21 protein-coding genes are annotated in these 21,879 nt (G+C 66.9%); 4 read left to right on the plus strand and 17 right to left on the minus strand.

The window, feature by feature from the left end; translation table 11 throughout:
• Window positions 1-19: 19 nt before the first annotated feature.
• The 12 genes from FIU66_RS00295 to FIU66_RS00350 all read right to left on the minus strand — a co-directional run bounded on the left by FIU66_RS00295 (window position 20) and on the right by FIU66_RS00350 (window position 14,489).
• Window positions 20-802: an SDR family NAD(P)-dependent oxidoreductase gene (locus FIU66_RS00295; protein WP_167620833.1), complete on the minus strand. Its 783-nt coding sequence runs from the start codon at window positions 800-802 to the stop codon at window positions 20-22.
• On the minus strand, window positions 799-1,602 hold the full coding sequence (locus FIU66_RS00300; RefSeq protein ID WP_201281070.1) for a PPC domain-containing DNA-binding protein: 804 nt from the start codon (window positions 1,600-1,602) through the stop codon (window positions 799-801). Before FIU66_RS00300 ends, FIU66_RS00295 begins: the two co-directional genes overlap by 4 nt.
• Window positions 1,603-1,610: 8 nt before the next feature.
• The gene (locus FIU66_RS00305) at window positions 1,611-3,188 is read right to left on the minus strand and encodes an acyl-CoA synthetase (RefSeq protein ID WP_167620835.1); all 1,578 of its coding nucleotides are present in this window, start codon (window positions 3,186-3,188) and stop codon (window positions 1,611-1,613) included.
• Window positions 3,185-4,354: an acetyl-CoA acetyltransferase gene (locus FIU66_RS00310; protein WP_167620836.1), complete on the minus strand. Its 1,170-nt coding sequence runs from the start codon at window positions 4,352-4,354 to the stop codon at window positions 3,185-3,187. Before FIU66_RS00310 ends, FIU66_RS00305 begins: the two co-directional genes overlap by 4 nt.
• Window positions 4,351-5,139, minus strand: coding sequence for an IclR family transcriptional regulator (locus tag FIU66_RS00315; protein ID WP_167620837.1), 789 nt, complete (start codon window positions 5,137-5,139; stop codon window positions 4,351-4,353). Before FIU66_RS00315 ends, FIU66_RS00310 begins: the two co-directional genes overlap by 4 nt.
• Entirely contained in the window at window positions 5,139-6,155 is a 1,017-nt protein-coding gene (locus FIU66_RS00320) for a TRAP transporter substrate-binding protein (protein WP_167620838.1), read from the minus strand. Before FIU66_RS00320 ends, FIU66_RS00315 begins: the two co-directional genes overlap by 1 nt.
• 33 nt (window positions 6,156-6,188) lie before the next feature.
• Window positions 6,189-8,063, minus strand: coding sequence for a TRAP transporter large permease subunit (locus FIU66_RS00325; RefSeq protein ID WP_167620839.1), 1,875 nt, complete (start codon window positions 8,061-8,063; stop codon window positions 6,189-6,191).
• A 325-nt stretch (window positions 8,064-8,388) separates the two neighbouring features.
• Window positions 8,389-10,152 carry a biotin carboxylase N-terminal domain-containing protein gene (locus tag FIU66_RS00330; protein ID WP_240544705.1) on the minus strand — a complete coding sequence of 588 codons (1,764 nt, stop codon included), beginning with the start codon at window positions 10,150-10,152 and terminating at the stop codon, window positions 8,389-8,391.
• Window positions 10,149-11,690, minus strand: a complete 1,542-nt coding sequence (locus tag FIU66_RS00335) for an urea amidolyase family protein (RefSeq protein WP_167620840.1) — start codon at window positions 11,688-11,690, stop codon at window positions 10,149-10,151. The genes FIU66_RS00330 and FIU66_RS00335 overlap by 4 nt, the downstream gene beginning before the upstream one ends.
• A gap of 2 nt (window positions 11,691-11,692) precedes the next feature.
• Window positions 11,693-12,475, minus strand: coding sequence for a putative hydro-lyase (locus tag FIU66_RS00340; protein WP_167620841.1), 783 nt, complete (start codon window positions 12,473-12,475; stop codon window positions 11,693-11,695).
• Window positions 12,475-13,242 carry a LamB/YcsF family protein gene (locus tag FIU66_RS00345; RefSeq protein WP_167620842.1) on the minus strand — a complete coding sequence of 256 codons (768 nt, stop codon included), beginning with the start codon at window positions 13,240-13,242 and terminating at the stop codon, window positions 12,475-12,477. Before FIU66_RS00345 ends, FIU66_RS00340 begins: the two co-directional genes overlap by 1 nt.
• Window positions 13,243-13,256: 14 nt before the next feature.
• Window positions 13,257-14,489, minus strand: coding sequence for an NRAMP family divalent metal transporter (locus tag FIU66_RS00350; RefSeq protein WP_167620843.1), 1,233 nt, complete (start codon window positions 14,487-14,489; stop codon window positions 13,257-13,259).
• A gap of 256 nt (window positions 14,490-14,745) precedes the next feature.
• Between FIU66_RS00350 and FIU66_RS00355 the strand changes: the two genes are divergently transcribed.
• Window positions 14,746-15,396 (plus strand): GntR family transcriptional regulator, encoded by a 651-nt coding sequence (locus FIU66_RS00355; protein ID WP_167620844.1) that lies wholly within the window; start codon window positions 14,746-14,748, stop codon window positions 15,394-15,396.
• Between the two features lie 9 nt (window positions 15,397-15,405).
• On the opposite strand, the gene FIU66_RS00360 is transcribed toward FIU66_RS00355, so the two are convergent.
• Window positions 15,406-16,974: a PAS-domain containing protein gene (locus tag FIU66_RS00360; protein WP_167620845.1), complete on the minus strand. Its 1,569-nt coding sequence runs from the start codon at window positions 16,972-16,974 to the stop codon at window positions 15,406-15,408.
• Between the two features lie 61 nt (window positions 16,975-17,035).
• The gene (locus tag FIU66_RS00365) at window positions 17,036-18,346 is read right to left on the minus strand and encodes an ActS/PrrB/RegB family redox-sensitive histidine kinase (RefSeq protein ID WP_167620846.1); all 1,311 of its coding nucleotides are present in this window, start codon (window positions 18,344-18,346) and stop codon (window positions 17,036-17,038) included.
• 90 nt (window positions 18,347-18,436) lie between these two features.
• On the opposite strand from FIU66_RS00365, the gene FIU66_RS00370 reads away from it, so the two are divergent.
• From FIU66_RS00370 to FIU66_RS00380, 3 genes are all read left to right on the plus strand, one after another.
• On the plus strand, window positions 18,437-19,066 hold the full coding sequence (locus FIU66_RS00370) for an SCO family protein (RefSeq protein ID WP_167620847.1): 630 nt from the start codon (window positions 18,437-18,439) through the stop codon (window positions 19,064-19,066).
• A gap of 91 nt (window positions 19,067-19,157) precedes the next feature.
• The gene (locus FIU66_RS00375) at window positions 19,158-19,694 is read left to right on the plus strand and encodes an ActR/PrrA/RegA family redox response regulator transcription factor (protein WP_370528926.1); all 537 of its coding nucleotides are present in this window, start codon (window positions 19,158-19,160) and stop codon (window positions 19,692-19,694) included.
• Between the two features lie 80 nt (window positions 19,695-19,774).
• Window positions 19,775-20,086, plus strand: a complete 312-nt coding sequence (locus tag FIU66_RS00380; RefSeq protein WP_167620848.1) for an H-NS family nucleoid-associated regulatory protein — start codon at window positions 19,775-19,777, stop codon at window positions 20,084-20,086.
• Window positions 20,087-20,126: 40 nt separating this feature from the next.
• Here the strand turns inward: FIU66_RS00380 and FIU66_RS00385 are convergent, their stop codons facing one another.
• From FIU66_RS00385 to FIU66_RS00395, 3 genes are read right to left on the minus strand one after another with little or no spacing between them, the layout of a single operon-like run.
• Window positions 20,127-20,735: an HD domain-containing protein gene (locus tag FIU66_RS00385; protein ID WP_167620849.1), complete on the minus strand. Its 609-nt coding sequence runs from the start codon at window positions 20,733-20,735 to the stop codon at window positions 20,127-20,129.
• Between the two features lie 6 nt (window positions 20,736-20,741).
• Entirely contained in the window at window positions 20,742-21,257 is a 516-nt protein-coding gene (gene secB / locus FIU66_RS00390; RefSeq protein ID WP_167620850.1) for a protein-export chaperone SecB, read from the minus strand.
• A 59-nt stretch (window positions 21,258-21,316) separates the two neighbouring features.
• Window positions 21,317-21,844 (minus strand): FxsA family protein, encoded by a 528-nt coding sequence (locus FIU66_RS00395; protein WP_167620851.1) that lies wholly within the window; start codon window positions 21,842-21,844, stop codon window positions 21,317-21,319.
• Between the last annotated feature and the right edge of the window lie 35 nt (window positions 21,845-21,879).

Genomic DNA, 21,879 nt, shown 5'->3' on the forward strand with positions numbered 1-21,879 from the left:
CTTCCGCAATAGCGGCTATTCAGGGCGTCCGTTGGGTTCCCTCTTCGCGGCGCAGCGCGGGCAGGCCGACCCCGGTGGCATCGAATCCCCCATCGACCGCCAGCGTCTGCCCGCTGATGAAACTGGCCTTGTCCGAGCACAGGAAGACGATGGCTTCGGCAATCTCGCGCGCCTCGCCATAGCGGTTCAGGGGAATGGCGTCATAATAGGCGCTGATGATTTCCGGCGCATGGACGGCCATTGCCAGCTTGGTCCTGACCGGGCCGGGCGCCACGCAATTGACGCGAATGCCCTGTTCGCCCAGTTCGGCCGCGAATTGCTTGGTCAGGTGAATGACGGCCGCTTTGGACGTGCCATAGGCCACCCGCAGCGTCGATGCCCGCAGCCCGGAAATCGAGGCGATGTTGACAATAGCGCCCCTGGTTTTTGCCAGTTCCGGGACGGCCGCCTGGGTGCAAAGAAATACTCCGTCCAGGTTCGTGGCCATTACTTCGCGCCATTGCTCGAAGCTGGTCTGGCCCACGCGGGAAAACAGCGCAACACCCGCATTGTTGACCAGGGCATCGACGCGGCCCCACTGGCCGACCACGCTGCGGATCACGCCATCGACGCTTTGCGGGTCCGAAATGTCGGCTTCGACCGCAAGGACGTTCTCCATGGGATCGCAGGTGCGGTGCAGTTCCTCGGCGTCGCGGTCCACGACGGCGACGCGCCAGCCCTGTTCCAGGAAAATCTCGGTCGCGGCCAGGCCGATGCCCCGGCAACCCCCGGTCACGATTGCCACCTTGGCGTCCTGCGTCATGTGTCCGTCCTTTCAACGATCAGTTCCAGCGTCACGCCGACGGGGTTCATGCCCCGCTCCAGCGTGCCGCGCATGATGGTGCCCGCGATGTCCACGACCTCGATCGGGACTGTGGCACAGCCCTGGGCCAGCGCGGCCCCGTCCAGCCGCAATTCGGTGGCATGGCAGTCCATGCGGCTGCCATCCATAAAGCGGATATGGTCGATGCTGCCCACGCCGTGGAGCCGCGCATCCGCGATGCCGTGGCGGGCGCACAGGGCTTCGATGGCCGTGACCACATCCTCGCCCGGCCGGATCCGGGCCAGAAGGCCGGTGCCGGCGCCGCCGCCCTGCGGGGTGAACAGGGTGAAGGCGGTTTCCGCATCAGGCATGGCCTCGAACCAGGCATCCGGGGCGCCGATGCCGGTGACGCGCGCATCCGCCGCCAGCACCGAATCCAGCGGCAGCAGGTGGCCCATCGTTCCCCCCCAGGTGCCGTGGCAATGCAGGAAGGGCGCGCCGTCCTTCCAGCCGACGGTGGCCGTTGCCCTGTCAATGCCGACAGGGCCATCCGGCGCATGGGTGTCCGAATACCAGGCGGCATGAATGCCATCGGTCGAGGGCGCGGGCAGCACGAAGCGGATCGGGTCACAGGTCACGCCATTCAGCCAGACCGCGCCGCCCTTGCAGCCCGCATCAGCGAACAGCCGCGCCACAGCCGTCATCACCGTCCGTCCGGCCGGCAGCACGCCCCCAATCCGCCGCAGGGACGCAGGCACCGCCACCGCGCGTTCCGCAGCGCGCGGGCCGGGATGGATCATTCGCTGATTCATGCGATCATGCCGCGGGCTTCCAGTTCCTCGCGGATCATCTTCTTGGTGATCTTGCCATACGCCGACTTCGGAAGCGCGTCCCAGAACAGGAACCGCTTGGGCATCTTGTAGCGCGACAGCTTGCCGTCCAGGAAGGCGGCCAGGTCCTCCTCGGCCACGGGGCTGTTCGCCACGCAGACCGCCCAGCCGATTTCTCCCCACAGGGGATCGGGGACGCCCAGCACCGCGACCTCGTTGATGGCGGGATGGGTGAGGATCTTTTCCTCGATCTCTCTCGGATAGACGTTGGAGCCGCCCGAAATGAACATGTCCGACTGCCGCCCGGTGATGTAGACGAAGCCCCCATCGTCCATATGGCCCAGATCGCCGGTGCGGAACCAGCCGTCGCGGAAGGATTTCGCGTTGGCTTCTGGGTTGTTGTAATAGCCCGCGAAGACGGCGGGGCCGATGCAGCAGATTTCCCCGGTCTCGCCCGGCGCGACCTCGCGGCCCTGATCGTCCTGGATCTGGATCTCGATCCCGGTGCGGGCGTAGCCGCAGGTGCCGATGCGGGCCGTGGGGCCGTCCTCGGCCTGGTGCAAGTGGGCGGGCAGGACGGTGATGTTGCCGGTCACTTCGCCTAGGCCGAAATACTGGACCAGCACCGGTCCCAGCGTCCGCAGGGCCTTCTGCTGGTCCACCCGATACATCGGCGCGCCTGCATAGATGACATAGCGCAGCGAGGACGTGTCGGCCCCGGCCGTCGAGGGATGTTCCACCAGCAGCTTCAGGATCGTGGGCACGGTGAACATCGTGGACACCCGCCATTCGCGCACCAGATCCCAGACCTGCGCCACGTCGAAGCGTTCCGTGGGCAGCAGGATCGTCTTCACCCCCCGCGCCACCTGGGTCAGCTGATGCACCCCCGCGCCATGCGACAGGGGCGCCACCACCAGCGAGGCGTCGTCCGCCGTCAGCCCCGGCATCAGGTCGGCCAGGTGGTTCGTGACCACGAAGGCCATCTGCCCATGGGTCAGGACGGATGCCTTGGGCCGCCCAGTCGTGCCCGACGTGAAGAAGAACCAGCAGGGATCGTCGCGATCCACCGGGGCCACCTGCGGGCGTTCCCCCATGTGGTCCGCGGTGATCGCCGTCACGTCCGGCCCGAAATCCGCCGCGCCAAAGACCAGGGTCGTGACGCCGCAGGCCGCCGCGTGATCCGGGAAGCCCGCGTTGCAGAACATCAGCGAGGCGCCGGATGCCTGGGTCAGATAGGCGACCTCATCCGGCGTCTGGCGGAAGTTGGCGGGCACCCAGACCCCGCCCGCGCGCCAGACGGCGAACATCGCCTGCATCATCTCGGTGCAGTTCTGCGACTGGCACATCACCCGGTCGCCCTTTTGCAGGCCAAAGCGGGTTTGCAGCGCATGGGCCAGGGCGTCGGTGCGGGCATTCCATTCCGCCCAGGTCCAGCGGGCATCGCCCATGACCAGGGCCACCCCGTCGGGATCGCGCCGGGCGGCCTGGGCCAGGAAGGTGGCAAGATTCATCACGCGGGTGGACACAGGGGCCAGCCCGCCAACGGGATCGGTCATTTCTCGCGTTCCAGGATCGAGCAGTAGTTCGCGACCGCCGTGCCGCCCATGTTGAAGACGCCCGCCAGCGTGGCGCCCGGCACCTGCATGGCGCCCGCATCCCCGGTCAGTTGCATCGCCGCCATGACATGCTGGGACACGCCCGTCGCGCCGATGGGATGGCCGCGCGACTTCAACCCGCCGGAGGGGTTCACCGGCAGCGCGCCGTCCATGCGCGTCGTGCCCTCGCGGATCACGCGCCAGCCTTGGCCGCGCGGGGCAAGGCCCATGGCCTCGTATTCGATCATCTCGGCGGTGGTGAAGCAGTCGTGGGTTTCCACCAGCGACAGGTCAGAGATCGCCAGTCCCGCCTGGTCCAGGGCCTTGCCCCAGACGCGATGGGCGCCCGCGAATTCAGTGGGGTCGCGGCGCGACAGGGCCAGCATGTCGCCCACCTGCGCACGGGCGCGGAAGCGGATGGCGCGGGTCAGGGTTTCCGCCACCTCGGGCGCGGCCAGCACGATGGCCGCCGCCCCGTCCGAGACCAGCGAGCAGTCCGTGCGCCGCAGCGGTCCCGCCACAAGCGGGTTCTTGTCCGAGGGCGTGTTGCAGAAGGCCAGATCGAACGCCTTCTGCATATGGGCATAGGGGTTGCGGGTGCCGTTCTCGTGGTTCTTGGCGGCGATCATCGCCAGTTCCTCGGACCGGTCGCCGTTCCGCTGGAAGTAGCTGTCGGTGATCCGCCCGAAGACGCCCGCGAAGCCGCCGGGCGTGTCGCCCTCCTCGGCCACGAAGCTGGCCGACAACAGCACCCCGCCCACATCGGCGATGGGAATGGCGGTCATCTTCTCGGCCCCGATCACCAGGGCCACCTTGCCGCGCCCGGACGCGATGAAGTCGGCGGCAGCATAAAGCGCGGCCGATCCGGTGGCGCAGGCGTTTTCCGTGCGCATGAAGGGCACGCCCGCCAGTTCCGGGCTGCCCATCGCCACAAGCGCGCCCTGGAAGTCCTGCCGCTGGAAGCCGTTGTTGTAGACGCCGGTGAAGATGCCATCCACGGCGTCGGGCGCGATGCCCGCGTGCTCCAGGGCAGGCAGGGCGACCTCGGCCATCAGGGCCATGGTGTCGGGCGCCTCGGCCTTGCCGAATTTCGTGTGCGCCCACCCGACGATCAGGGGATCGGTCATGCGATAGTCCTTTCAAGTTCGGCAAGGCGCGCGGCGATCAGCGCGGCCTCGCGATGCAGCGCGGCGGCCAGGTCGGCCTGCCGCGCCGGGGTCATGCGGTTCTCGATGGCGGCGATGGAGAGTGCCCCCGCAGGCCGCCCGTCGAGCCAAGGTATCGCAACCCCAAGGCCCCAGGAACCCGCCACGATGCGGCCGGGGTTCAGGGCATGGCCATGGGCGCGGGCATGGGCCAGATCCTCCTGCAGGCCGGACATCCAGTCGCCCACCAAGGGCGCCACGCGCGCAAGCAGCGCCGCCGCCTCGGCCTCGGGCAGGGCCGCCAGGATTGCAAGGGCGCCCGCGCCGACGCCCGCCGGCTTGCGGTCGCCGCGCATCAGGGCATGGGTGCGGACCGGGAAATCGCCCTCGATCCGTTCAAGGCACAGGGTATGGTCGTCCTGCGGCACGGTCAGCAGCACCGTATCGCCGGTCTCGCGCGCCAGCCTGACCATGCTGTCGCGGGCATGGTGCAGGATGCCGTGGCGTTCGGTGGCAAAGCCCGCCAGCAGATAGGTTTCCGGCCCCAGGTGATAGCGGCGCGTCGCGCGGTCCTGTTCGACCATCCGCGCAGCACCAAGCGCCAGCAGCAGCCGACGCGCCGTGGGCCGCGCAAGGCCCGAAGCCGCCGCGATCTGCGCCAGCCCCAGGCCCTGCGCGCCGCCCCGTCCCACCAGCGACAGAAGCGACAGCGCACGCGCCACCGCCTGCGTGCCGCCGGTGTCGGAAGGGGCCGCGCCGTCCTTCATCAGGCCAGCGTCCGCCCAATGGCGGCTTCCAGGATGGCCCAGGCCTCGTCGCCATAGGTGGTCTTCCATTCCTGATAGAAGCCCGCCTCGCGCAGCTTGTCCTCGAAAGCCTTGGGATCGGCGTCGTTGAAGACGAAGCCCTGGGCTTCCAGGTCGGTCTTCAGCGTGGCGTTCATCGCGGCGATGTCCTCGCGCTGCTTCAGGGCCGAGGCATTGAAGCTGTCGGCCACGGCCTGCTGCACATCCTCGGGCAGGGCGTTCCAGGCGCGACGGTTGCCCAGCATCCAGAAGCCGTCCCACATGTGGTTGGTCATGGAACAGTATTTCTGCACCTCCCACAGCTTGGCGACCTTCATGATCGCCAGCGGGTTTTCCTGCCCGTCCACGATGCCGGTCTGAAGGGCGGTATAGACCTCGGCGAAGTTGATGGAGGCCGGGGCAGATCCGAAGGCCGTGAACAGCGAAGTCCACAGCGGCGACACGGGGACGCGGATCTTGAAGCCTTCCAGGTCGGCAGGCGTCGTGATGGGCTTCGTGGACGAGGTGATCTGCCGGAAGCCGTTGTCCCAGATCTTTTCCATCACGACCAGGCCCGCGCCTTCGATCTGGCCGCGCGCATAGGCGCCCAACTCGCCGTCCATGGCCTTCCAGACGGTATCGTAATCGGGGAAGGCAAAGCCCACGCCGTTGATCGAGGCATTGGGGACCAGCGTGGACAGGATCACCGGCGACAGCTGGAAGAACTCGACCCCGCCCGACCGCAACTGGCCCAGCACGTCGGTATCCGCGCCCAACTGGTTCGACGGGAAGATCTGCAGGTCGAAGCGTCCGGACGTGGCTTCCAGGATCGCCTTCTGCGCCTCGGCCAGGCGGATGTTGCTGGGGTGGTCCAGCGGCTGGTTGTTGGCCACCTTGTAGCTGAACTCGGCCGCCATCGCGGGGCGGACCCGGATGAACGGCGTGGCAAGCGCGCCTGCGGCGGCGCCCAGCAGGATGGTGCGGCGGGTGATGCTCATGAAACTCCTCCTCCCTGAGGTATCAAGCAACGGTTAAAGCAAGGCGGTCGAGAACCAGGGCACGGCGGCAATGGCCAGCAGGCCCACCATCAGCGCGGCCAGATAAGGCCAGATCTTCATCATGACCTGCTCGGCCGGCACGTTGGCGATCTTGCAGGCGATATAGAAGCCGATGCCGATGGGCGGTGCCATCAGCCCGATGTTCATCGCCGTGACGATCACCATGGCATAATGGATATCGTGGATCCCCAGGCCGCGGGCGATGGGGAACATGATCGGCGCCAGCAGCACGATGGCGGGCAGTCCTTCCAGGATGCAGCCCAGCACAAGGAAGATCGCGATGGATGCCAGCATGAAGACGACCCACCCGCCCGGCAGGCCGGTGACCAGGGTCATCAGGTCGCGCGCGAAGCCCGATTGCGTCAGCGCCCAGGCCATCGCCGAGGCCGCGCCCAGGATCAGCAGGATCGCCCCCGACATGGCGGCGGTTTCCACCAGCATCCCGCCGACGCGGCGCAGGGGGATGCCGCCATCTAGAACCGCGCCGATGATGAAGGCATAAAGCGTGGCAATGGTGCTGACCTCGGTCGCGGTGGCGACGCCGCCGCCGACCAGGCTGCGGATCATGAAGGGCAGCACCAGGGCGGGGGCCGCGATCAGGGCGGTCTTGCCGATGACGTTCAGCGGCGCGCGGCGCACGCCCTCCATCCGCTCGCCCCGCGCCTTCCAGCGGGCGAGGATCGCCAGCACGACCAGCAGCACCATGGCGATGGCGAAGCCGCTGGTGAACAGCCCGGCAATGGACACGCCCGCCACCGATCCCAGCACGATCAGCACGATGGACGGCGGCACGGTATCGGCCATGGCGGCTCCGGTCGCCAGCAGCGCGGTCATCTCGGGGGCGGAATGGCCGCGCCTGCGCATCTCGGGGAACAGCGCGGGGGCCACGGTTGCCATGTCGGACACCTTGGACCCGGAAATCCCGGACACCAGGAACATGGATCCCAGCAGGACATAGCTCATTCCCGCCTTCACGTGACCGAACATCGAGGCCAGGAAACTGACGATGGCGCGGCCCATGCCCGTCGCGTCCAGGATGCAGCCCAGCAGAACGAAGACCGGCACCGACAGCAGGATCAGGGACGACATGCCTTCGTCGATACGGCCCATCATCACGAAGACCGGGGCATTGGTGGCGAAGGTCAGATAGCCCAGGGTGGCAAGTGCAAAGCAGAAGGCGATGGGCACGCCGATGATCAAAAGGAAGCCCGCAAACAATCCCAGGAACAGCGGCAGGTTCCAGTTGCCGAAACCAAGAACAGCGGGCTTGGCAAACCACAGAAGCGCCACCAGCAGCCCCGCCACAGCCAGCGTTCCCCCGATCACGGTCCATTCGCGGCTGCGCAGCACCGACAGCACCATCAGAACCGCCATCAGCCCGATCCCGGCGGGCAGGGCGGATGCGCGCCAGGACATCGGCAGCTGCAGCGCGGGCGAGGTGACGAAGGATTCCTCATAAGCGTATTCGACGGCCACGGGCAGCAGCCGCAGCAGCAACAGGCAGACCAAGACGCTGCCCGCGATTTCCACCACGCGGGCCAGGCGTTCGGGCAAAAGGGGCAGGAACACGGTCAGCCGCATGTGTTCGTGCCGGTCGACGGCCAGGGCCGCGCCCAGCATCGCCATCCAGATGAAGCTGATCGAGGCGACCTCGTCCCCCCAGATCAGCGGCTTGGCCAGGACATAGCGGAAGAAGACATTGGCCAGGACGGTGACGATCATGATGACCAGCAGGCCCGCCGCGGCGATTTCCACGGGTCGCATCCATCGCTCGGCACGCTTCGGCTCGGTCAGCGCCTCGATCCCGCCAAGCGCCAGTTCGGCATCCTGCGCATCCGTGTGGTGCATCCGCGTCCTCCCCCCTCGCCAAGGCAACCCGGCCTCCCCGCCGGTTCCGCGTTCACGATGTGGACGCGGATATGCCCTTCAGTGAAGGAATAAGGATCAATCTCCGCAGCCTGGCAACACAAAAATGACCTTGCCCTTCGATTTCGGCGAGTGGATTCGTGACTGAGGCACGATATCGGTTCCGCATCATGGAACGTGTTGGCGCATCGATGTGGTCCGGCAACCGGCATTTCGGAGCATCGCCATTCTGCACGGCCGCCGCAAGGCAACCGGCTGCGCTTGATCCGCTGCTGCCCGGGCCGACGTGCCATGGGCAGGCTGCTTTTCAGCCCACGATCCGGGCCAGGGGGACGCCGAAGCCCAAAACCTCGCCTGCCTTTGCAACCCGGCTGATGCGGCCCGCGCGGTGCGCCTCGACCCGGGTTTCCATCTTCATCGCCTCCATCACGGCGATCACCTGGCCCGCCTCGACCTGTGCGCCGTCCTCGACCTGCCAAGCGGTCAAGGTGCCGGGGACCGGTGCAGTCACGGTGGCATCGTCCGCTTCCGGGGCGGGTTCAGCAGCAGGCGCACCGGGGGCCATCGCCATCAGGTTCGCGGGCAGGCCAAGCTCATGCCGCTTTCCGTCGATCTCGACGGCGACGCGCAACAGGGGGGCGCCGCCCGCCGGGGCCACGCGGGCATGGGGGACCGCTGCCTGGGCCAACCTGTCGGCAAAGTCGGTCTCGATCCAGCGGGTATGGACGCCGAAGCTGCCATCCTCGGCCCGGAACTCGGGCTGTTCCAGCACCGCCCGGTGGAAGGGCAGGACGCTTGCCACGCCTTCGATGCGGAATTCGGCCAGGGCGCGGCGGGCGCGGGCGATGGCCTCAGTGCGCGTGCTGCCGGTCACGATCAGCTTGGCCATCATGGAATCGAAGCTGCCGGGGACCGTCGATCCCGCGACCACGCCGCTGTCCAGCCGGATGCCGGGACCGGACGGGGCGGCGAATACGTCGATGGGGCCGGGCGTGGGCAGGAAGCCGCGACCCACATCCTCGGCATTGATGCGGAACTCGATGGAATGGCCGCGCGGGGTGGGGACCGTGTCATCGGCCAGCTTCGCGCCTCGGGCGACGGCAATCATGCCGCGCACCAGATCGATACCAGTGGTTTCCTCGGTCACGGGATGTTCGACCTGAAGACGGGTGTTCACCTCGAGGAAGGAAATCGTGCCGTTTGCGGACAGAAGATATTCCACCGTCCCTGCGCCGCTATAGCCCGCATGGGCGCAGATTGCCCGCGCGCTGTCGTGGATGCGCTGGCGCTGTTCGTCGGTCAGGAAGGGCGCGGGCGCTTCCTCGACCAGCTTCTGGTTGCGGCGTTGCAGGGAACAGTCACGCGTGCCGATCACCTTGACGGTGCCGTGGCGGTCGGCCAGCACCTGCGCCTCGATATGGCGGGGGCGGTCCAGGAACTGCTCGATGAAGCATTCGCCGCGCCCGAAGGCGGTCAGCGCCTCGCGGGTGGCGGATTGGAACAGCTCCTCGACCTCCTCCAGGCGCCAGGCGACCTTCATGCCGCGCCCGCCGCCGCCAAAGGCCGCCTTGATGGCGATGGGAAGGCCGTGCTGGCGGGCGAAGGCCAGCGCGTCGGCCGGCGTCTCGACCGGGCCGGGCGTGCCCGCGACCAGGGGGGCGCCGACGGCCTCGGCGATGCGGCGGGCCTCGATCTTGTCGCCAAGGGCGGTGATCACGGCGGGATCAGGGCCGATCCAGATCAGGCCCGCATCCTGCACAGCCTGCGCGAAACTGGCGTTTTCGGACAGGAAGCCATAGCCAGGGTGAATTGCATCGGCGCCCGCGCGCCGGGCGATGGCGATGATCTTGCCGCCGTCCAGATAGGTTTCAGCCGGCTTGTCGCCGCCAAGCGCGAAGGCCTGGTCCGCCATGCCCACGAAGGGCGCGTCGCGGTCGGCATCGGCATAAACGGCAACGGTTTCGATCCCCTCGTCGCGGCAGGCGCGGATGATGCGGACGGCGATCTCGCCCCGGTTGGCGATCAGCAGGCGGCGCAGGGGCAGGGTCGGGCCGGTGGCGAAAAGGGTCATGGCTGGACCTTCATGTCGTGAAAGGGGGCGGCGGCGGTGAAGCGGATGCGCGCGCCGGGCGGGATCTGGCCCGCCAGATCCAGCGCGGACGGCAGCAGGGTCGCGATCACCGGATAGCCGCCGGTCAGTGGGTGGTCGGCCAGAAACAGCACGGGCTGGCCGGAATGGGGGATCTGGATGGCGCCGGTTTCCGTGCCTTCCGAGGGAAGTTCGCGGGCATCGTCGCGCGTGATGCCATCGCCTTCCAGCCGGATGCCCACGCGCGAGGATTGCGGGGTGACAAGCCAGTCCTGGGACAGGAAATGCTGGATCATGTCGTCCGAGAACCAGTCGGCGCGGGGGCCGAGCGTCACGGGCAGTTCCACCACGTCGCCGGGTTTTGGCAGGGCGGGCTGATCCTCGGGCGCGGCGATGGCGGTGGCGGTACGGTTGGCGGCGTAAAGCCCTGCGCCGTTAGTCAGCGCCTCGGGGCCGACAAAGGCCAGCGTGTCGGTCGCGGCGGAACCCAGCACCGGGGCCACGTCAAAGCCGCCCCGCAGCGCCAGGTAGCTGCGCATTCCTGCAGGCGGGGGCGGGATCAGCACCTCGTCCCCAGCATCAAGCGCGAAGGCCGTGGGCACGGGATGGCCGTCTACCATCGCCCGGCCCGCGCCGGTCAGCGCCAGCGTCACCGGCTGGTCCGCCCGCAGCCGCACCGGGCCAAGGGTGATTTCCAGAACAGGCGCATCGGAGGGGTTGCCGACCGCCCGGTTGGCCCGCCGCATTGCGGCAATGTCCAGCGCGCCGGATGCCGAGACACCCTGCCCGCCTTTGCCGCGACGGCCTTCGTCCTGGAAGACGATGGGAAAGGCGGTCTGCACAACAGTCAGCGCGGGCTGGCCCTGCGGTTGGGGGATCGCCGCCGAGGGATGGACCTCGGCCACGCCTTCCACGAAACGCGCCCGAACGCCGGGACGCAGCAGGGCAGGCGGGTCGCGGGACAGATCCCACATCGGCATCCTTGTCGTGCCGATCAACTGCCAGCCGCCCGGCGTATCCTGCGGATAGATGCCGCAGAAGCGTGCCGCCAAGGCCACCGATCCCGCCGGGATCCGCGTGCGCGGGGCGGGGCGGCGGGGCAGGTCGAAGCGTGGATCGTTGCCGGTCATGTAGGCGAAGCCGGGCGCAAAGCCGCAGAAGGCCACGGCCCAAGTTGCGGCCTGATGGGCGGCGATCACCTCGGCCACGGTCAGGTCCATATGGGCCGCCACATCGGCCAGATCCTGGCCGTCATAGGTCATGGGGATCTCGACCGTGTCGACCTGGGTTTCCCGACGGACTGTCCCTGGCGCGGGCTGGCGCGCCATGATCTGCGCCGCAAGCGCGCCATCGGCGGCAAAGCCGGGGCCCACGCGGATCATCAGCGTGCGGGCGGCGGGGATGATCTCGGCCAGGCCGTCCACCGGATCGGCCAGCAGCGCGTCGAACAGCGCCAGCGTCGCGTCCAGATCGGCCAGTTCCACCAGCAGCGTGCGCGGGCCGACGGGAAGAAAGCGCATCGTCACAGCTGCCACCGGCTGTCGGGAATGTCGGTGACGAACATGTGGCCCGGCGCATGGGTGATTGCAAAGGGCGGTTTCGAGGCCATGACGGCTGCCTGGGGCGTCACCCCGCAGGCCCAGAAGACCGGCACCTCGCCGTCGCGGATGTCCACCGGGTCGCCGAAATCAGGGCGCGACAGATCGGCGATGCCAAGCGCCTCGGGCGCGCCGATATGGACGGGGGCGCCATGAACCGCCGGGAAGCGGCCCGTGATCATCGCGGCCTCGGCCACACGGTCGGCGGGGATGGGGCGCATCGACACGACCATCGGCCCGTGCAGCCGTCCGGCGGGGCGGCAGGCGCGGTTCGTCACGAACATCGGCACGTTGCAGCCCTGGGCGATGTGGCGCACCTCAATCCCGGCGGCCTGCAAGGGCGTCTCGAAGGTGAAGGAACAGCCGATCAGGAAGGTCACCAGGTCGGGGTGTTCCGCCCAGGCCTGGGTCGCATCCGCGACCTCCTCGGCCAGCACGCCGTCACGCCAGATGCGATACAGGGGAATGTCGGTGCGCAGATCCGCATCGGGGGCAAGGGCGGTTTCAAAGCTGCCGGGATCGGTCACATCCAGGACAGGGCAAGGCTTTGGATTGCGCTGCCCGAACAGCAGGAAATCCCAAGCCCAATCGCGCGGCAGCGAGATCATGTTGCATTGGGTGAAGCCCGGCGCCATGCCCGCAGTCGGCGCGACCGTGCCGCGGCAGGCCAGGCGGGCGGCGCGGGCGGTTTCCACGTCCGGGCGCATCAGGCGGTCCCCGCGAAGGGGGCGATGGTCACGCCGCCTGAAACCAGTTCCTCGCGGATGCGGCGGGCCATGTCCACTGCGCCGGCGCTGTCGCCATGCACGCAGATGCTGTCGGCCTGCAGGCGCAGGACCGATCCGTCGATGGCCTCGATCACGCCTTCGACAGCTAACCGCAGCATCCGGGCGGCCACGGCATCGGCGTCATGCAGCACCGCGCCCTTTTCCCGGCGCGACACAAGCTGGCCGTCGGGCGTATAGGCGCGGTCGCCGAAGGCCTCGGCCACTGTGGCAAGGCCCGCATCGGCGGCGCGGTCCAGGATCCGCGTCCCGGCAAGGCCCATCAGCACCAGCGAAGGGTCGATTTCCCTGATGGCCGCGATCACCGCATCGGCCTGCCGCGCATCGTTGGCGATGGTGTTGTAGAGCGCGCCATGCGGTTTGACATAGGCGACGCGGGTGCCGGCAGCCCGGGCGATCCCCTGCAAGGCGCCGATCTGGTAGATCACATCGGCGGTCAGTTCCGCCGATGTCACGTCCATCGGCCTGCGCCCGAAGCCCACGCGGTCGGGATATGACACATGCGCCCCCACCGCCACGCCGCGCGCGGCTGCCCCGTCCACCGTCGCGCGGATGGTCAGCGGATCGCCCGCATGGAAGCCGCAGGCGACATTGGCGGAACTGACGATGCCCAGCATGGCGGCGTCGTCGCCCATGGTCCAGGCGCCATAGCCCTCGCCCAGGTCGCTGTTCAGGTCGATGGTGCGCATGTGGTTTTCCCCTTTTACAGGCCCAGGAAGGCGAAGATCGGGCCGATGGAGCGATAGCCCATGTACCAGGTCAGGGCGCAGACGATCGCGCTGAGGATCAGCAGCGGGCGGTTGTAGCGGTGCCCGCCCATCAGGTCGGACCGTGCAAAGCCCACATAGGTGAAGATCGTCAAACCGATGGGCAGGATCAAGCCGTTGAAGCCGCCCACGAAGACCAGCAGGGCCGCGGGCGCGGTGCCGATGGTGATGAACACGGCCAGCGACACGGTGATGAAGATCACGGTGGCGATGTTGCGGCTGCGGTCGGTCATCGTCATGAAGGCCACCAGGAAGCTGACCGAGGTATAGGCCGCCCCGATGACCGAGGTGATGGCCGCAGCCCACAGCACCACGCCGAAGATCCGCATCCCCCAGTCGCCAAGTGCCGCGGCGAAGGCCTGTGCCGCCGGGTTCGCGGCCTGGCTGGACAGATCCAGCGTCACGCCGGATGCGACCACGCCCAGGATCGCCAGGAACAGCACAAAGCGCATGACGCCCGTCACGGCGATCCCGGTCAGCGACGCGCGGGTCACGGCTGCCAGGTTCTGTTCGCCAACCAGCCCCTTGTCCAGCAGCCGGTGTGCGCCGGAATAGGTGATATAGCCGCCGACCGTGCCGCCGACGATGGTGGTGATGGTCGGAAAGTCGATCACGTTCGGGAAGATCGTCTGGCGCAGCGCCTCGCCCACCGGCGGATTCGAGGTGACGGCGACGATCACCGTCATCACGATCATCAGGATGCCCAAGCCGATCAGCGAACGGTCCAGCAGCAGGCCCGCGCGTTTCGACAGAAAGACGCCGATGGCCAGCAGGGCGGACAGCGACCCGCCGATCTTGGGATCAAGCCCGAACATGGCGTTCAAGCCCAGGCCCGCGCCAGCGATATTGCCCACGTTGAAGGCCAGCCCGCCGACCATCACCAGCACCGCCAGCAGGTAACCTGCGCCCGGGATCGCGGCATTGGCGGTTTCCGACGCGTTCTTGCGGGTCAGCGCGGTGATGCGCCAGATGTTCAGTTGCACCACGAAGTCGATCAGGATCGAGGCCAGGATCGCAAAGGCGAAGGCCGCGCCCAGCTTGGCGGTGAAGGTCGCGGTCTGGGTGATGAAGCCCGGCCCGATGGCCGAGGTTGCCATCAGGAAGATCGCCGCCAGGAACCCGCCCCGCAGGGTGGCATCGGCGGCCGAGGGAACGGCTTTTGCACTCATCAGTCATGCTCCTGCTGCATGGGTGGGTCGCTAATTGTGAATGGCAGGAGGGTGAGCGCGGTGCGGCAGCCTGTCAACGATTATTTGACATATCAGTGCAGATTGTTGAACAAAGCACAGCGTGACGCCCCATGATGTGCCTGCGTATCCGGCAGATCCCGATCATCCTGCCGGTCAGGAAGGCAGGACTGGCCCCTGATTTCCTTGCTATGGCTTGTTCGGGCCCGCCGGACTATTGATCCTGCAAGAAACGGGGATGGACATGATCGCAGAGCCGGGCTTGGCCGAGGAAACAGCGTCGCGACTGCGCAACGACATCATCGGCGGGGCGCTGCCTCCGGGATTCAAGCTGTCGGAGACACGGCTGGCGGCGGATCTGGGCGTGTCGCGAAATACGCTGCGCGAGGTCTTCCGGTTGCTGACGCGCGAAGGGCTGCTGCGCCACGAGCCGAACCGAGGGGTCTTCGTCGCTGTCCCCTCGATGGCGACGATCGTCGACATCTATCGCGTCCGCCGGCTGATCGAGGTTCCCGCCCTGGCCCATGCCTGGCCTCGGCACGATGCGGTCGGGCAGATGCGGGCGGCGGTGGAAAAGGCGCGCGGCGCGCGCGATGCGCAGGACTGGCGCGTCGTGGGCAGCGCCAACATGGAGTTTCATGCGGCCATCGTCGCCCTGACCGACAGTGCGCGGCTGCAGGCCTTCTTTGCCCAGATCATCGCCGAACTGCGCCTCGCCTTCGGCCTGCTGGACAGCCCCGAGCGGTTGCACGAACCCTATATCGACCGCAATGGCGAGATCCTGTCGCTGTTGACCCAAGGCCAGCAAGCAAGGGCGGCCGAGATGCTGGCCGCCTATCTGGACGAATCGGAACGGGTGGTCCTGGCGGCCTTTGCCCGTCTGGGCTGACGCCTGTTTTCAGCCTGCGCTGGCCGCCAGAAGCGGCTGGCTGCCGCCCTGCTGGGCCGGGTCGGGCAAGCGGAAGCGGACCATCTGGCGACCGCCGGTCAGCCTGGCCACGGACCAGCCCAGCAACTGGCCTTGCGGGCCGGCCATCAGGCCGCTGTCGCGCAAATCCGCGTCGGGCTGTGTCAGGCGGGCGCCAAGGGCATCGACGCCCGGGCCAGTCTCCGGCTGGTTCTGCCAGCAGGCAAGCGCATGACCCAGGCTGTCGGCGCCGGGCCAAAGGTCGCGGAAGGCGCGGTTCGACATCACCACCTGCCCGCCGGGCGCGAAGACGGCCACCGCCTCGCCCAGGTTGTCCAGGATCGCGTGGCCCAGCGTCAGTTCGGCCCGGAACTTTCGGGTCAGGCTCATTTCCGAGGTGATGTCCTCGAACAGGAAGGCCACGGCGCCGTCGGGATGGGGGCGGCCGGTGACGCGATAGGTTTGGCCGCCGGGCAGGGACCATTCCTCCACATGGTGGCCGGTGGCGGCCGAGCTTTCCAGGTTGCTCATCTGCTGGCGCCAACTGCGGAAATCCTTGGGTTCCGGCACCATTCGCAATTCTCGCAGCTTGTCCAGCAGGTCGAACAGCGTGGGCCGCGCGGTCAGGAAGCCGGTGGGCAGGTTGGTCAGGTCGATCAGCGCCGGATTGAACAGTTGCAGGTGCCGCTGCCGGTCGAAGATCGCCAGGCCGATGGGCAGGTCGGCGAAGGTCTTGGTCAGGGTCTGGACGAATTCGCGCAAGCTGCGTTCGGCGCGGACCGCGGCGTCGGCGGGCAGGGCGAACATCATCACCTGGTCGCCGACCGGGTGGCTGTGGCAATCGTACCAGAAGACCGCGCCGTTCTGGTTCAGCGAGGCGCGGCGCGTCCGGGTTCCTGCGCCTGGCACGGGGCGGGGCGAATCAAGCAGGCGCGGCAGCGGCCAGCCGATCGGTTCGTCCGTCTGCCCCTCGGCCTTGCGCAGATAGGCGGCATTGGCCCAAGTGACACGCTCCTCGGCGTCCTGGCGCCAGACCAGCATCGGCGTCTGGTCCAGCGAGCGGCGCAGCAGGTCCAGCTCCTCCTCCATCGCCTGCTGGGACATCGAATCGACAACAATGCCCGCATATTCGGCCTGCGGATCGGTAATGGTGATCCGCAGCAGCCCCGAATCGACCTGTTCGACCAGCAGCCGCAGGGTGGCACTGCCGGTGCCGGATTGGCCCAGGCATTCGAACCGGCCGGACCGGTCGATGCGGGCCAGCCCTTCCATCGCCTCGGGAAAGCGCGGCCCGATCCATTGCAGAAGCCGCGCCCATTCATCCTCGGGGACGGAAAGGCGGTCCAGAAGCGCCCGGGCCGGGGCTGTCGCATCGACCAGACGCTGGTCGCGATACAGCAACACCATCGGCTTTAGGCTGCTGTCCAACCCTTGCGGCAATTGCATGCCACGTGTCCCGCGTCCAGCGTCCCACCAGCGGATCAGGGCCATTGCCAGCAGCACCGACAGGGTGCCCGTCACCACCGCAAGCAAGACCAGCCCGATACCGTGCAGGATCATCCTCAGCTCCTTCGCGTTTGGACAACCATAGCGAGAGGGGGCTTAACGAACAGTTAAATCCCTAGGGCAGCCAGTTGGGATTGTTGCCCAGTGGCGCCCGCGCATCGGCCAGGATCCGGTCCAGGGGCCAGCGGACAGTTACCACGGCCCCCGGCCCGCCATTGTCAAAGCCAAGCCGGGCGCCGGAACGTTCCAGCAGGGTCTTGGCGATGAACAGGCCCAGCCCCATCCCCTCGTATCCCTCGCGTTGCGCGCCCCCGCGCTTGCTGGTCAGGTAGGGATCGCCAATCCGGGCCAGCAGGGCAGGGGGATAGCCCGGGCCGTCATCGCGGATCGTCACGGCCAGCCAGCCATTGCCCAGTTGCGATTCGATGATCACCCGGCTGGCGGCGAAATCGACGGCATTCTGGATCAGGTTGCGCAGCGCATGGATGATGGCCGGATCGCGGAGGATCTCCGGGCCTTCCGCGCGGATTTCGACCGCCGGTCCGCGCCCCGCATGGGGTTCGGCCGCGTCTTCAAGCACGGCGCGCAGGGGCGCGCTGCGCAGGTGCAGGTCGTCCTTGCCCGCCCGGCCCATGCTGCGCAGGATTTCCCCGCAGCGGACGGCCGAATCGCGCAGCGCGACGGCGTCGGCCTGCAGGTCGGGGCGGTCGTCCAGTTCGTCCGCAAGTTCGGCCGCGATCAGCTTGATGGTGGCCAGGGGTGTGCCCATCTCATGCGCCGCGGCCGCCACCACGCCGCCCAGGTGCTGCAACCTTTGTTCGCGCGCAAGCGCCATCTGCGTGGCGAACAGGGCATTCGACGTGGCCTGAAGTTCCCCCGTGACCCGGTGGGCATATCCCGCGAAGAAGACCACGCCGATCATCAGCGCCGTCCAATGCCCAAGCGCCAGGATCGGCGACAGCACCAGTTCGCGCCCCTGGCTGTCATGCAGCGGCAGCCCGAACAGCGATGCCAGCGAGATCAGCACCATCGTGGCCGTGCCCAGGGCCACCGTCTGGCGGGAATCGAGCGAGGTCGCGGCGACGGTCACGGGTGCCAGGACCAGCAGGGCAAAGGGATTGACCAGCCCTCCCGTCAGCGCCATCAGGGCCGAGATCTGGACCACGTCAAAGGACAGGTGCACCACCGCCAGCCGGGCCGAGGTGCGGCGGGGCGGCATCAACCCTTCCCACAGGTTCATGGCGATGGCCGCGGCGATCAGCGCCAGGACCGGCGTCATCGCGAAGCCGATCCCCATCCAATAGGCGACCACCACTGCCGCCATCTGTCCGGCAATGGCGAACCACCGCAGCAGGACAAGGGTCCGCATGCGGATCGGCTCGGCCTGGGCGGCGGGGCCGGCGGGGGAAAAGATCGGATCGGGCATGGGGTCCGGGGGTGCGACGATGCGGACCTTGATACGCGGGGCCGGATGGGCGATCAATGCGCCGCTTTGCCGCTATGGAGGAGATCGAACATGGCCGACCGCAAGATCCTGCTGATCGGAAGCGTCGCAGCCCTGGCGCTGCTGGCCACGGGCGGTGCCTTTCTGGCCAGCCGCGGCGGGAACGACCAGTTCGCGCAATGCCAGGGCGGCGCGGTGGCGGGCGGCATGGACAGCTTCGGCACCGACTTCACCCTGACCCGCCAGGATGGGCAACGGGTGACGGCCGAGCAGGTCTTCACCAAGCCTTCGCTGCTTTATTTCGGCTATACCTTCTGCCCCGATGTCTGCCCCCTGGACAGTGCCCGCAATGCCGAGGCCGCGGCGCTGCTTGGGGAACAAGGCAAGGACGTGCAGACGGTTTTCGTCACCGTCGATCCCCGCCGCGACACGCCCGAAGTCGTGGCTGATTTCACCAGCCTGTTTCCGGGCAATATGATCGGCCTTACCGGATCAGACGAGGAAATCGCGGCGGTCAACAAGGGCTGGCGGAATTACTACAAGATCAATGACGAGGAAGATGAGGAATATTACCTCGTCGATCACATGACCAATACCTATCTGGTCCTGCCTGGAAACCAGACCGTCGCCTTCTTTGGGCGCGATACCGCGCCCGAGGTCATGGCCGAACAGGTCGGCTGTTTCGTGGATGCCATTGGCTGAGAAGTGATTGCCCCTGTCCCATGCTTGCGGCAGTGTTGCGGCTTACCGAAGGTGCGACAGGAAAGATATGCAAGACGATAACCTTGACCGGATGAAACCCGGCCCCGATCCGTCCCTGCTTCTGGTGGATGATGACGAAATATTCGTCACCCGTTTGGCGCGTGCGATGGAAAAGCGGGGATTTGTTCCGCGCACGGCCATCAGCGTTGCCTCCGCCCTGGAAATGATCCGCAGCCAGCCCCCGGCCTATGCGGTGGTCGATCTGCGGCTGGAAGATGGCAATGGGCTGGACGTGGTCGAAGCCCTGCGGGATTTGCGAGAAGATGCCCGGATTATCGTGCTGACAGGATATGGGGCAATTGCGACCGCCGTGGCCGCCGTAAAGATGGGCGCCACCGATTATCTGGCTAAACCTGCAGACGCCAATGACGTAACGTCCGCGTTGCTGGCAAAAGGCGAAGCCCTGCCCCCACCGCCCGACAACCTGATGTCTGCGGACCGGATAAGATGGGAACATATCCAAAGGGTTTACGAGCAATGCGACCGCAATGTCAGTGAAACGGCACGGCGCCTGCATATGCATCGGCGGACATTGCAGCGGATCCTTGCCAAGCGCGGTCCAAGATAAAATCCGATTAAAGCCATCTTGTAATTGAAACTGTCTTGCATCAAATTGCTAATTGGCAATTCAAGGTGGATGCAAACAAAATGAACTTTGATCTCGACAAGATGACGCTCAAGGAGTTGCGTGATCTTCGGGCTAAACTGGACCGCGCGATTAACTCTTATGAAGATCGTAAACGGCGCGAAGCTTTGGCTGCGATAGAGGAAGCCGCGCGCGAACACGGTTTCAATCTGTCCGAATTGACCGGTGCAAAGCCGAAGCGTTCCGGTACGGTCGCTCCGAAATATGCAAATCCCAGTGATCCGACGATGACCTGGACCGGCCGGGGACGCAAACCCCGCTGGGTGCAGGAAAGCCTTGAAGGCGGCAAGGAACTGGACGATCTGCTGATCTGATCGCGTTTTTGTGAAAGGCCGTCCCTTAAGGCGGCCTTTGTCACGCCGGCTGAAGCCCTGGCGTCATCAAGCTCTGGAATCGATCCAGGAATGCCGTCCGCACTTGGGACGGTGGGCGCAGTTGAATGCGCAATACCGACATAATGGCGTCGTTTTGCAGCGGAAATAGCTGCTTGGCTTCGGATTCCGTGAAACCGGCGATTTGAACGGCTTCGAGCCTTGCTGAAATCCGGTCCGCGGCCTTTATTTTCTTCTTGATTGCCAGTGGCAAAACCGCCGGCAATCCGAAGCGCAGGTGAACGGCTGCGGTCAGCCGTTCGTCCATCCGCCCATATTCCGTGCCAAGCGCCGCCTTGACCGGAGAGATCATGTCCCCGATCACATATTCCGGCGCATCGTGCAAAAGCGCCGCAAGCCGCCAGCGGGTTTCGATCTCGGGGTGCAGGCGGGCCAGGATATCCTCGACCAGCAGCGAATGCTCGGCCACGGAATAGGGCCAGTCGCCCTGTGTCTGCCCGTTCCAGCGGGCCACAAAGGCAAGGCCGTGGGCGATGTCGGTGATCTCGATGTCAAGCGGCGTCGGATCCAGCAGATCCAGACGCCGGCCCGACAGCATCCGCTGCCAGGCGCGGGGCTGTCGGGTGGCCATGACGGTTCAGGACAAGCGCTGGTCCGCGGGGGCGCCTGCCTGCTGGGCCTGGGCGCGCCGCGCCAGTTCCTGGCGATACAGCGCCACGAAATCCACCGGGTCCATGTTGAAGGGCGGGAAGCCGCCGTCGCGCGTCACGTCCGAGATGATGCGGCGCACGAAGGGGAACAGGATCCGCGGGCATTCGATCATCAGGAAGGCGTGCATCTGTTCTTCCGGCACCCCCTCGATCAGGAAGACCCCGCCATAGTCCAGTTCGGCCAGGAACAGGGTGGTGTTGTCGCCCTTGTTGGTCGAGGTGACGCGGAACTTCGAGATCACCTCGTACTGGTTGTCCCCGGCCCGCTTGCGGGCATCCAGGCTGACCTGCACGGTGATTTCCGGCTGGACGTCGCCCTGCGGGGCGCCCTTTGTGGCGACGGCGTTCTCGAAGGACAGGTCGCGGATATATTGGGCGAGGATCTGCATCCGCACCTGCGGGGCCGCGGCAGCCGCGCCGTTGGTCGTGGTTTCGTCAGCCATTGGGTCTTCCCTTGTCGGATCAATGTCGCGCTTGGTTCTAGCAGGCGCAGGTCAACGTCTCAATGGCGCGTCCAGCCCGAATTGCCGCGCCGCGACGGGCCGTCGCCCTCGATGTCCTCGGGCAGGTCCAGCGGCGGGCGCGGGCGGCCGGTGTTCTCCTCGACGACGTAATCGGCGTCGATGACGCCATCGGCATAAGGCGGGCGATAGGTTTCGCGGCGGCCCATCTGAACGGACCTCACCTGCATCCGCCGCCCCGCCTGCCTGATCACAAGTTCGCGCACGGGCGGGATCACCAGCAGAAGGCCGATCGCATCCGTCAGAAAGCCCGGCACCATCAGCAGCACGCCTGCCAGGATCAGCATCATGCCATGCGCCAGCGGGCGGGACGGATCGCGCAGTTCGGCCAGGCTGCGCTGCGCCTGCGCCCAGGCATGGCTTCCCTGGCTGCGGATCACAGCGACGCCCAGGACAAAGGCCAGCACGACAAGGCCCAGGGTCGCCCAGACCCCGATCAGCCCGCCGACCTGGATGAACAGCGCGATCTCGATGATTGGCAGCGCCACGAACAGCCACAACAGCCACATGCGGATTCCCCTTTCCGGAACCGGGGATAACTGGA

The organism is Paracoccus sp. AK26 (genome assembly GCF_011801365.1).
Lineage (GTDB): Bacteria > Pseudomonadota > Alphaproteobacteria > Rhodobacterales > Rhodobacteraceae > Paracoccus > Paracoccus aerius.

What these genes read in the sequence shown, in the direction of transcription:
- FIU66_RS00305 (WP_167620835.1), bottom strand. Translation starts at nt 3,188, where the DNA reads ATGACCGATCCCGTTGGCGGGCTGGCCCCTGTGTCCACCCGCGTGATG.
- FIU66_RS00345 (WP_167620842.1), bottom strand. Translation starts at nt 13,242, where the DNA reads ATGCGCACCATCGACCTGAACAGCGACCTGGGCGAGGGCTATGGCGCC.
- FIU66_RS00320 (WP_167620838.1), bottom strand. Translation starts at nt 6,155, where the DNA reads ATGAGCATCACCCGCCGCACCATCCTGCTGGGCGCCGCCGCAGGCGCG.
- FIU66_RS00325 (WP_167620839.1), bottom strand. Translation starts at nt 8,063, where the DNA reads ATGCACCACACGGATGCGCAGGATGCCGAACTGGCGCTTGGCGGGATC.
- FIU66_RS00380 (WP_167620848.1), top strand. Translation starts at nt 19,775, where the DNA reads ATGAACTTTGATCTCGACAAGATGACGCTCAAGGAGTTGCGTGATCTT.
- FIU66_RS00375 (WP_370528926.1), top strand. Translation starts at nt 19,158, where the DNA reads ATGAAACCCGGCCCCGATCCGTCCCTGCTTCTGGTGGATGATGACGAA.
- FIU66_RS00300 (WP_201281070.1), bottom strand. Translation starts at nt 1,602, where the DNA reads ATGATCCATCCCGGCCCGCGCGCTGCGGAACGCGCGGTGGCGGTGCCT.
- FIU66_RS00385 (WP_167620849.1), bottom strand. Translation starts at nt 20,735, where the DNA reads ATGGCCACCCGACAGCCCCGCGCCTGGCAGCGGATGCTGTCGGGCCGG.
- FIU66_RS00350 (WP_167620843.1), bottom strand. Translation starts at nt 14,489, where the DNA reads ATGAGTGCAAAAGCCGTTCCCTCGGCCGCCGATGCCACCCTGCGGGGC.
- FIU66_RS00330 (WP_240544705.1), bottom strand. Translation starts at nt 10,152, where the DNA reads ATGACCCTTTTCGCCACCGGCCCGACCCTGCCCCTGCGCCGCCTGCTG.
- FIU66_RS00370 (WP_167620847.1), top strand. Translation starts at nt 18,437, where the DNA reads ATGGCCGACCGCAAGATCCTGCTGATCGGAAGCGTCGCAGCCCTGGCG.
- FIU66_RS00360 (WP_167620845.1), bottom strand. Translation starts at nt 16,974, where the DNA reads ATGATCCTGCACGGTATCGGGCTGGTCTTGCTTGCGGTGGTGACGGGC.
- FIU66_RS00365 (WP_167620846.1), bottom strand. Translation starts at nt 18,346, where the DNA reads ATGCCCGATCCGATCTTTTCCCCCGCCGGCCCCGCCGCCCAGGCCGAG.
- secB (WP_167620850.1), bottom strand. Translation starts at nt 21,257, where the DNA reads ATGGCTGACGAAACCACGACCAACGGCGCGGCTGCCGCGGCCCCGCAG.
- FIU66_RS00335 (WP_167620840.1), bottom strand. Translation starts at nt 11,690, where the DNA reads ATGCGCTTTCTTCCCGTCGGCCCGCGCACGCTGCTGGTGGAACTGGCC.
- FIU66_RS00355 (WP_167620844.1), top strand. Translation starts at nt 14,746, where the DNA reads ATGGACATGATCGCAGAGCCGGGCTTGGCCGAGGAAACAGCGTCGCGA.
- FIU66_RS00295 (WP_167620833.1), bottom strand. Translation starts at nt 802, where the DNA reads ATGACGCAGGACGCCAAGGTGGCAATCGTGACCGGGGGTTGCCGGGGC.
- FIU66_RS00310 (WP_167620836.1), bottom strand. Translation starts at nt 4,354, where the DNA reads ATGACCGATCCCCTGATCGTCGGGTGGGCGCACACGAAATTCGGCAAG.
- FIU66_RS00395 (WP_167620851.1), bottom strand. Translation starts at nt 21,844, where the DNA reads ATGTGGCTGTTGTGGCTGTTCGTGGCGCTGCCAATCATCGAGATCGCG.
- FIU66_RS00340 (WP_167620841.1), bottom strand. Translation starts at nt 12,475, where the DNA reads ATGCGCCCGGACGTGGAAACCGCCCGCGCCGCCCGCCTGGCCTGCCGC.
- FIU66_RS00315 (WP_167620837.1), bottom strand. Translation starts at nt 5,139, where the DNA reads ATGAAGGACGGCGCGGCCCCTTCCGACACCGGCGGCACGCAGGCGGTG.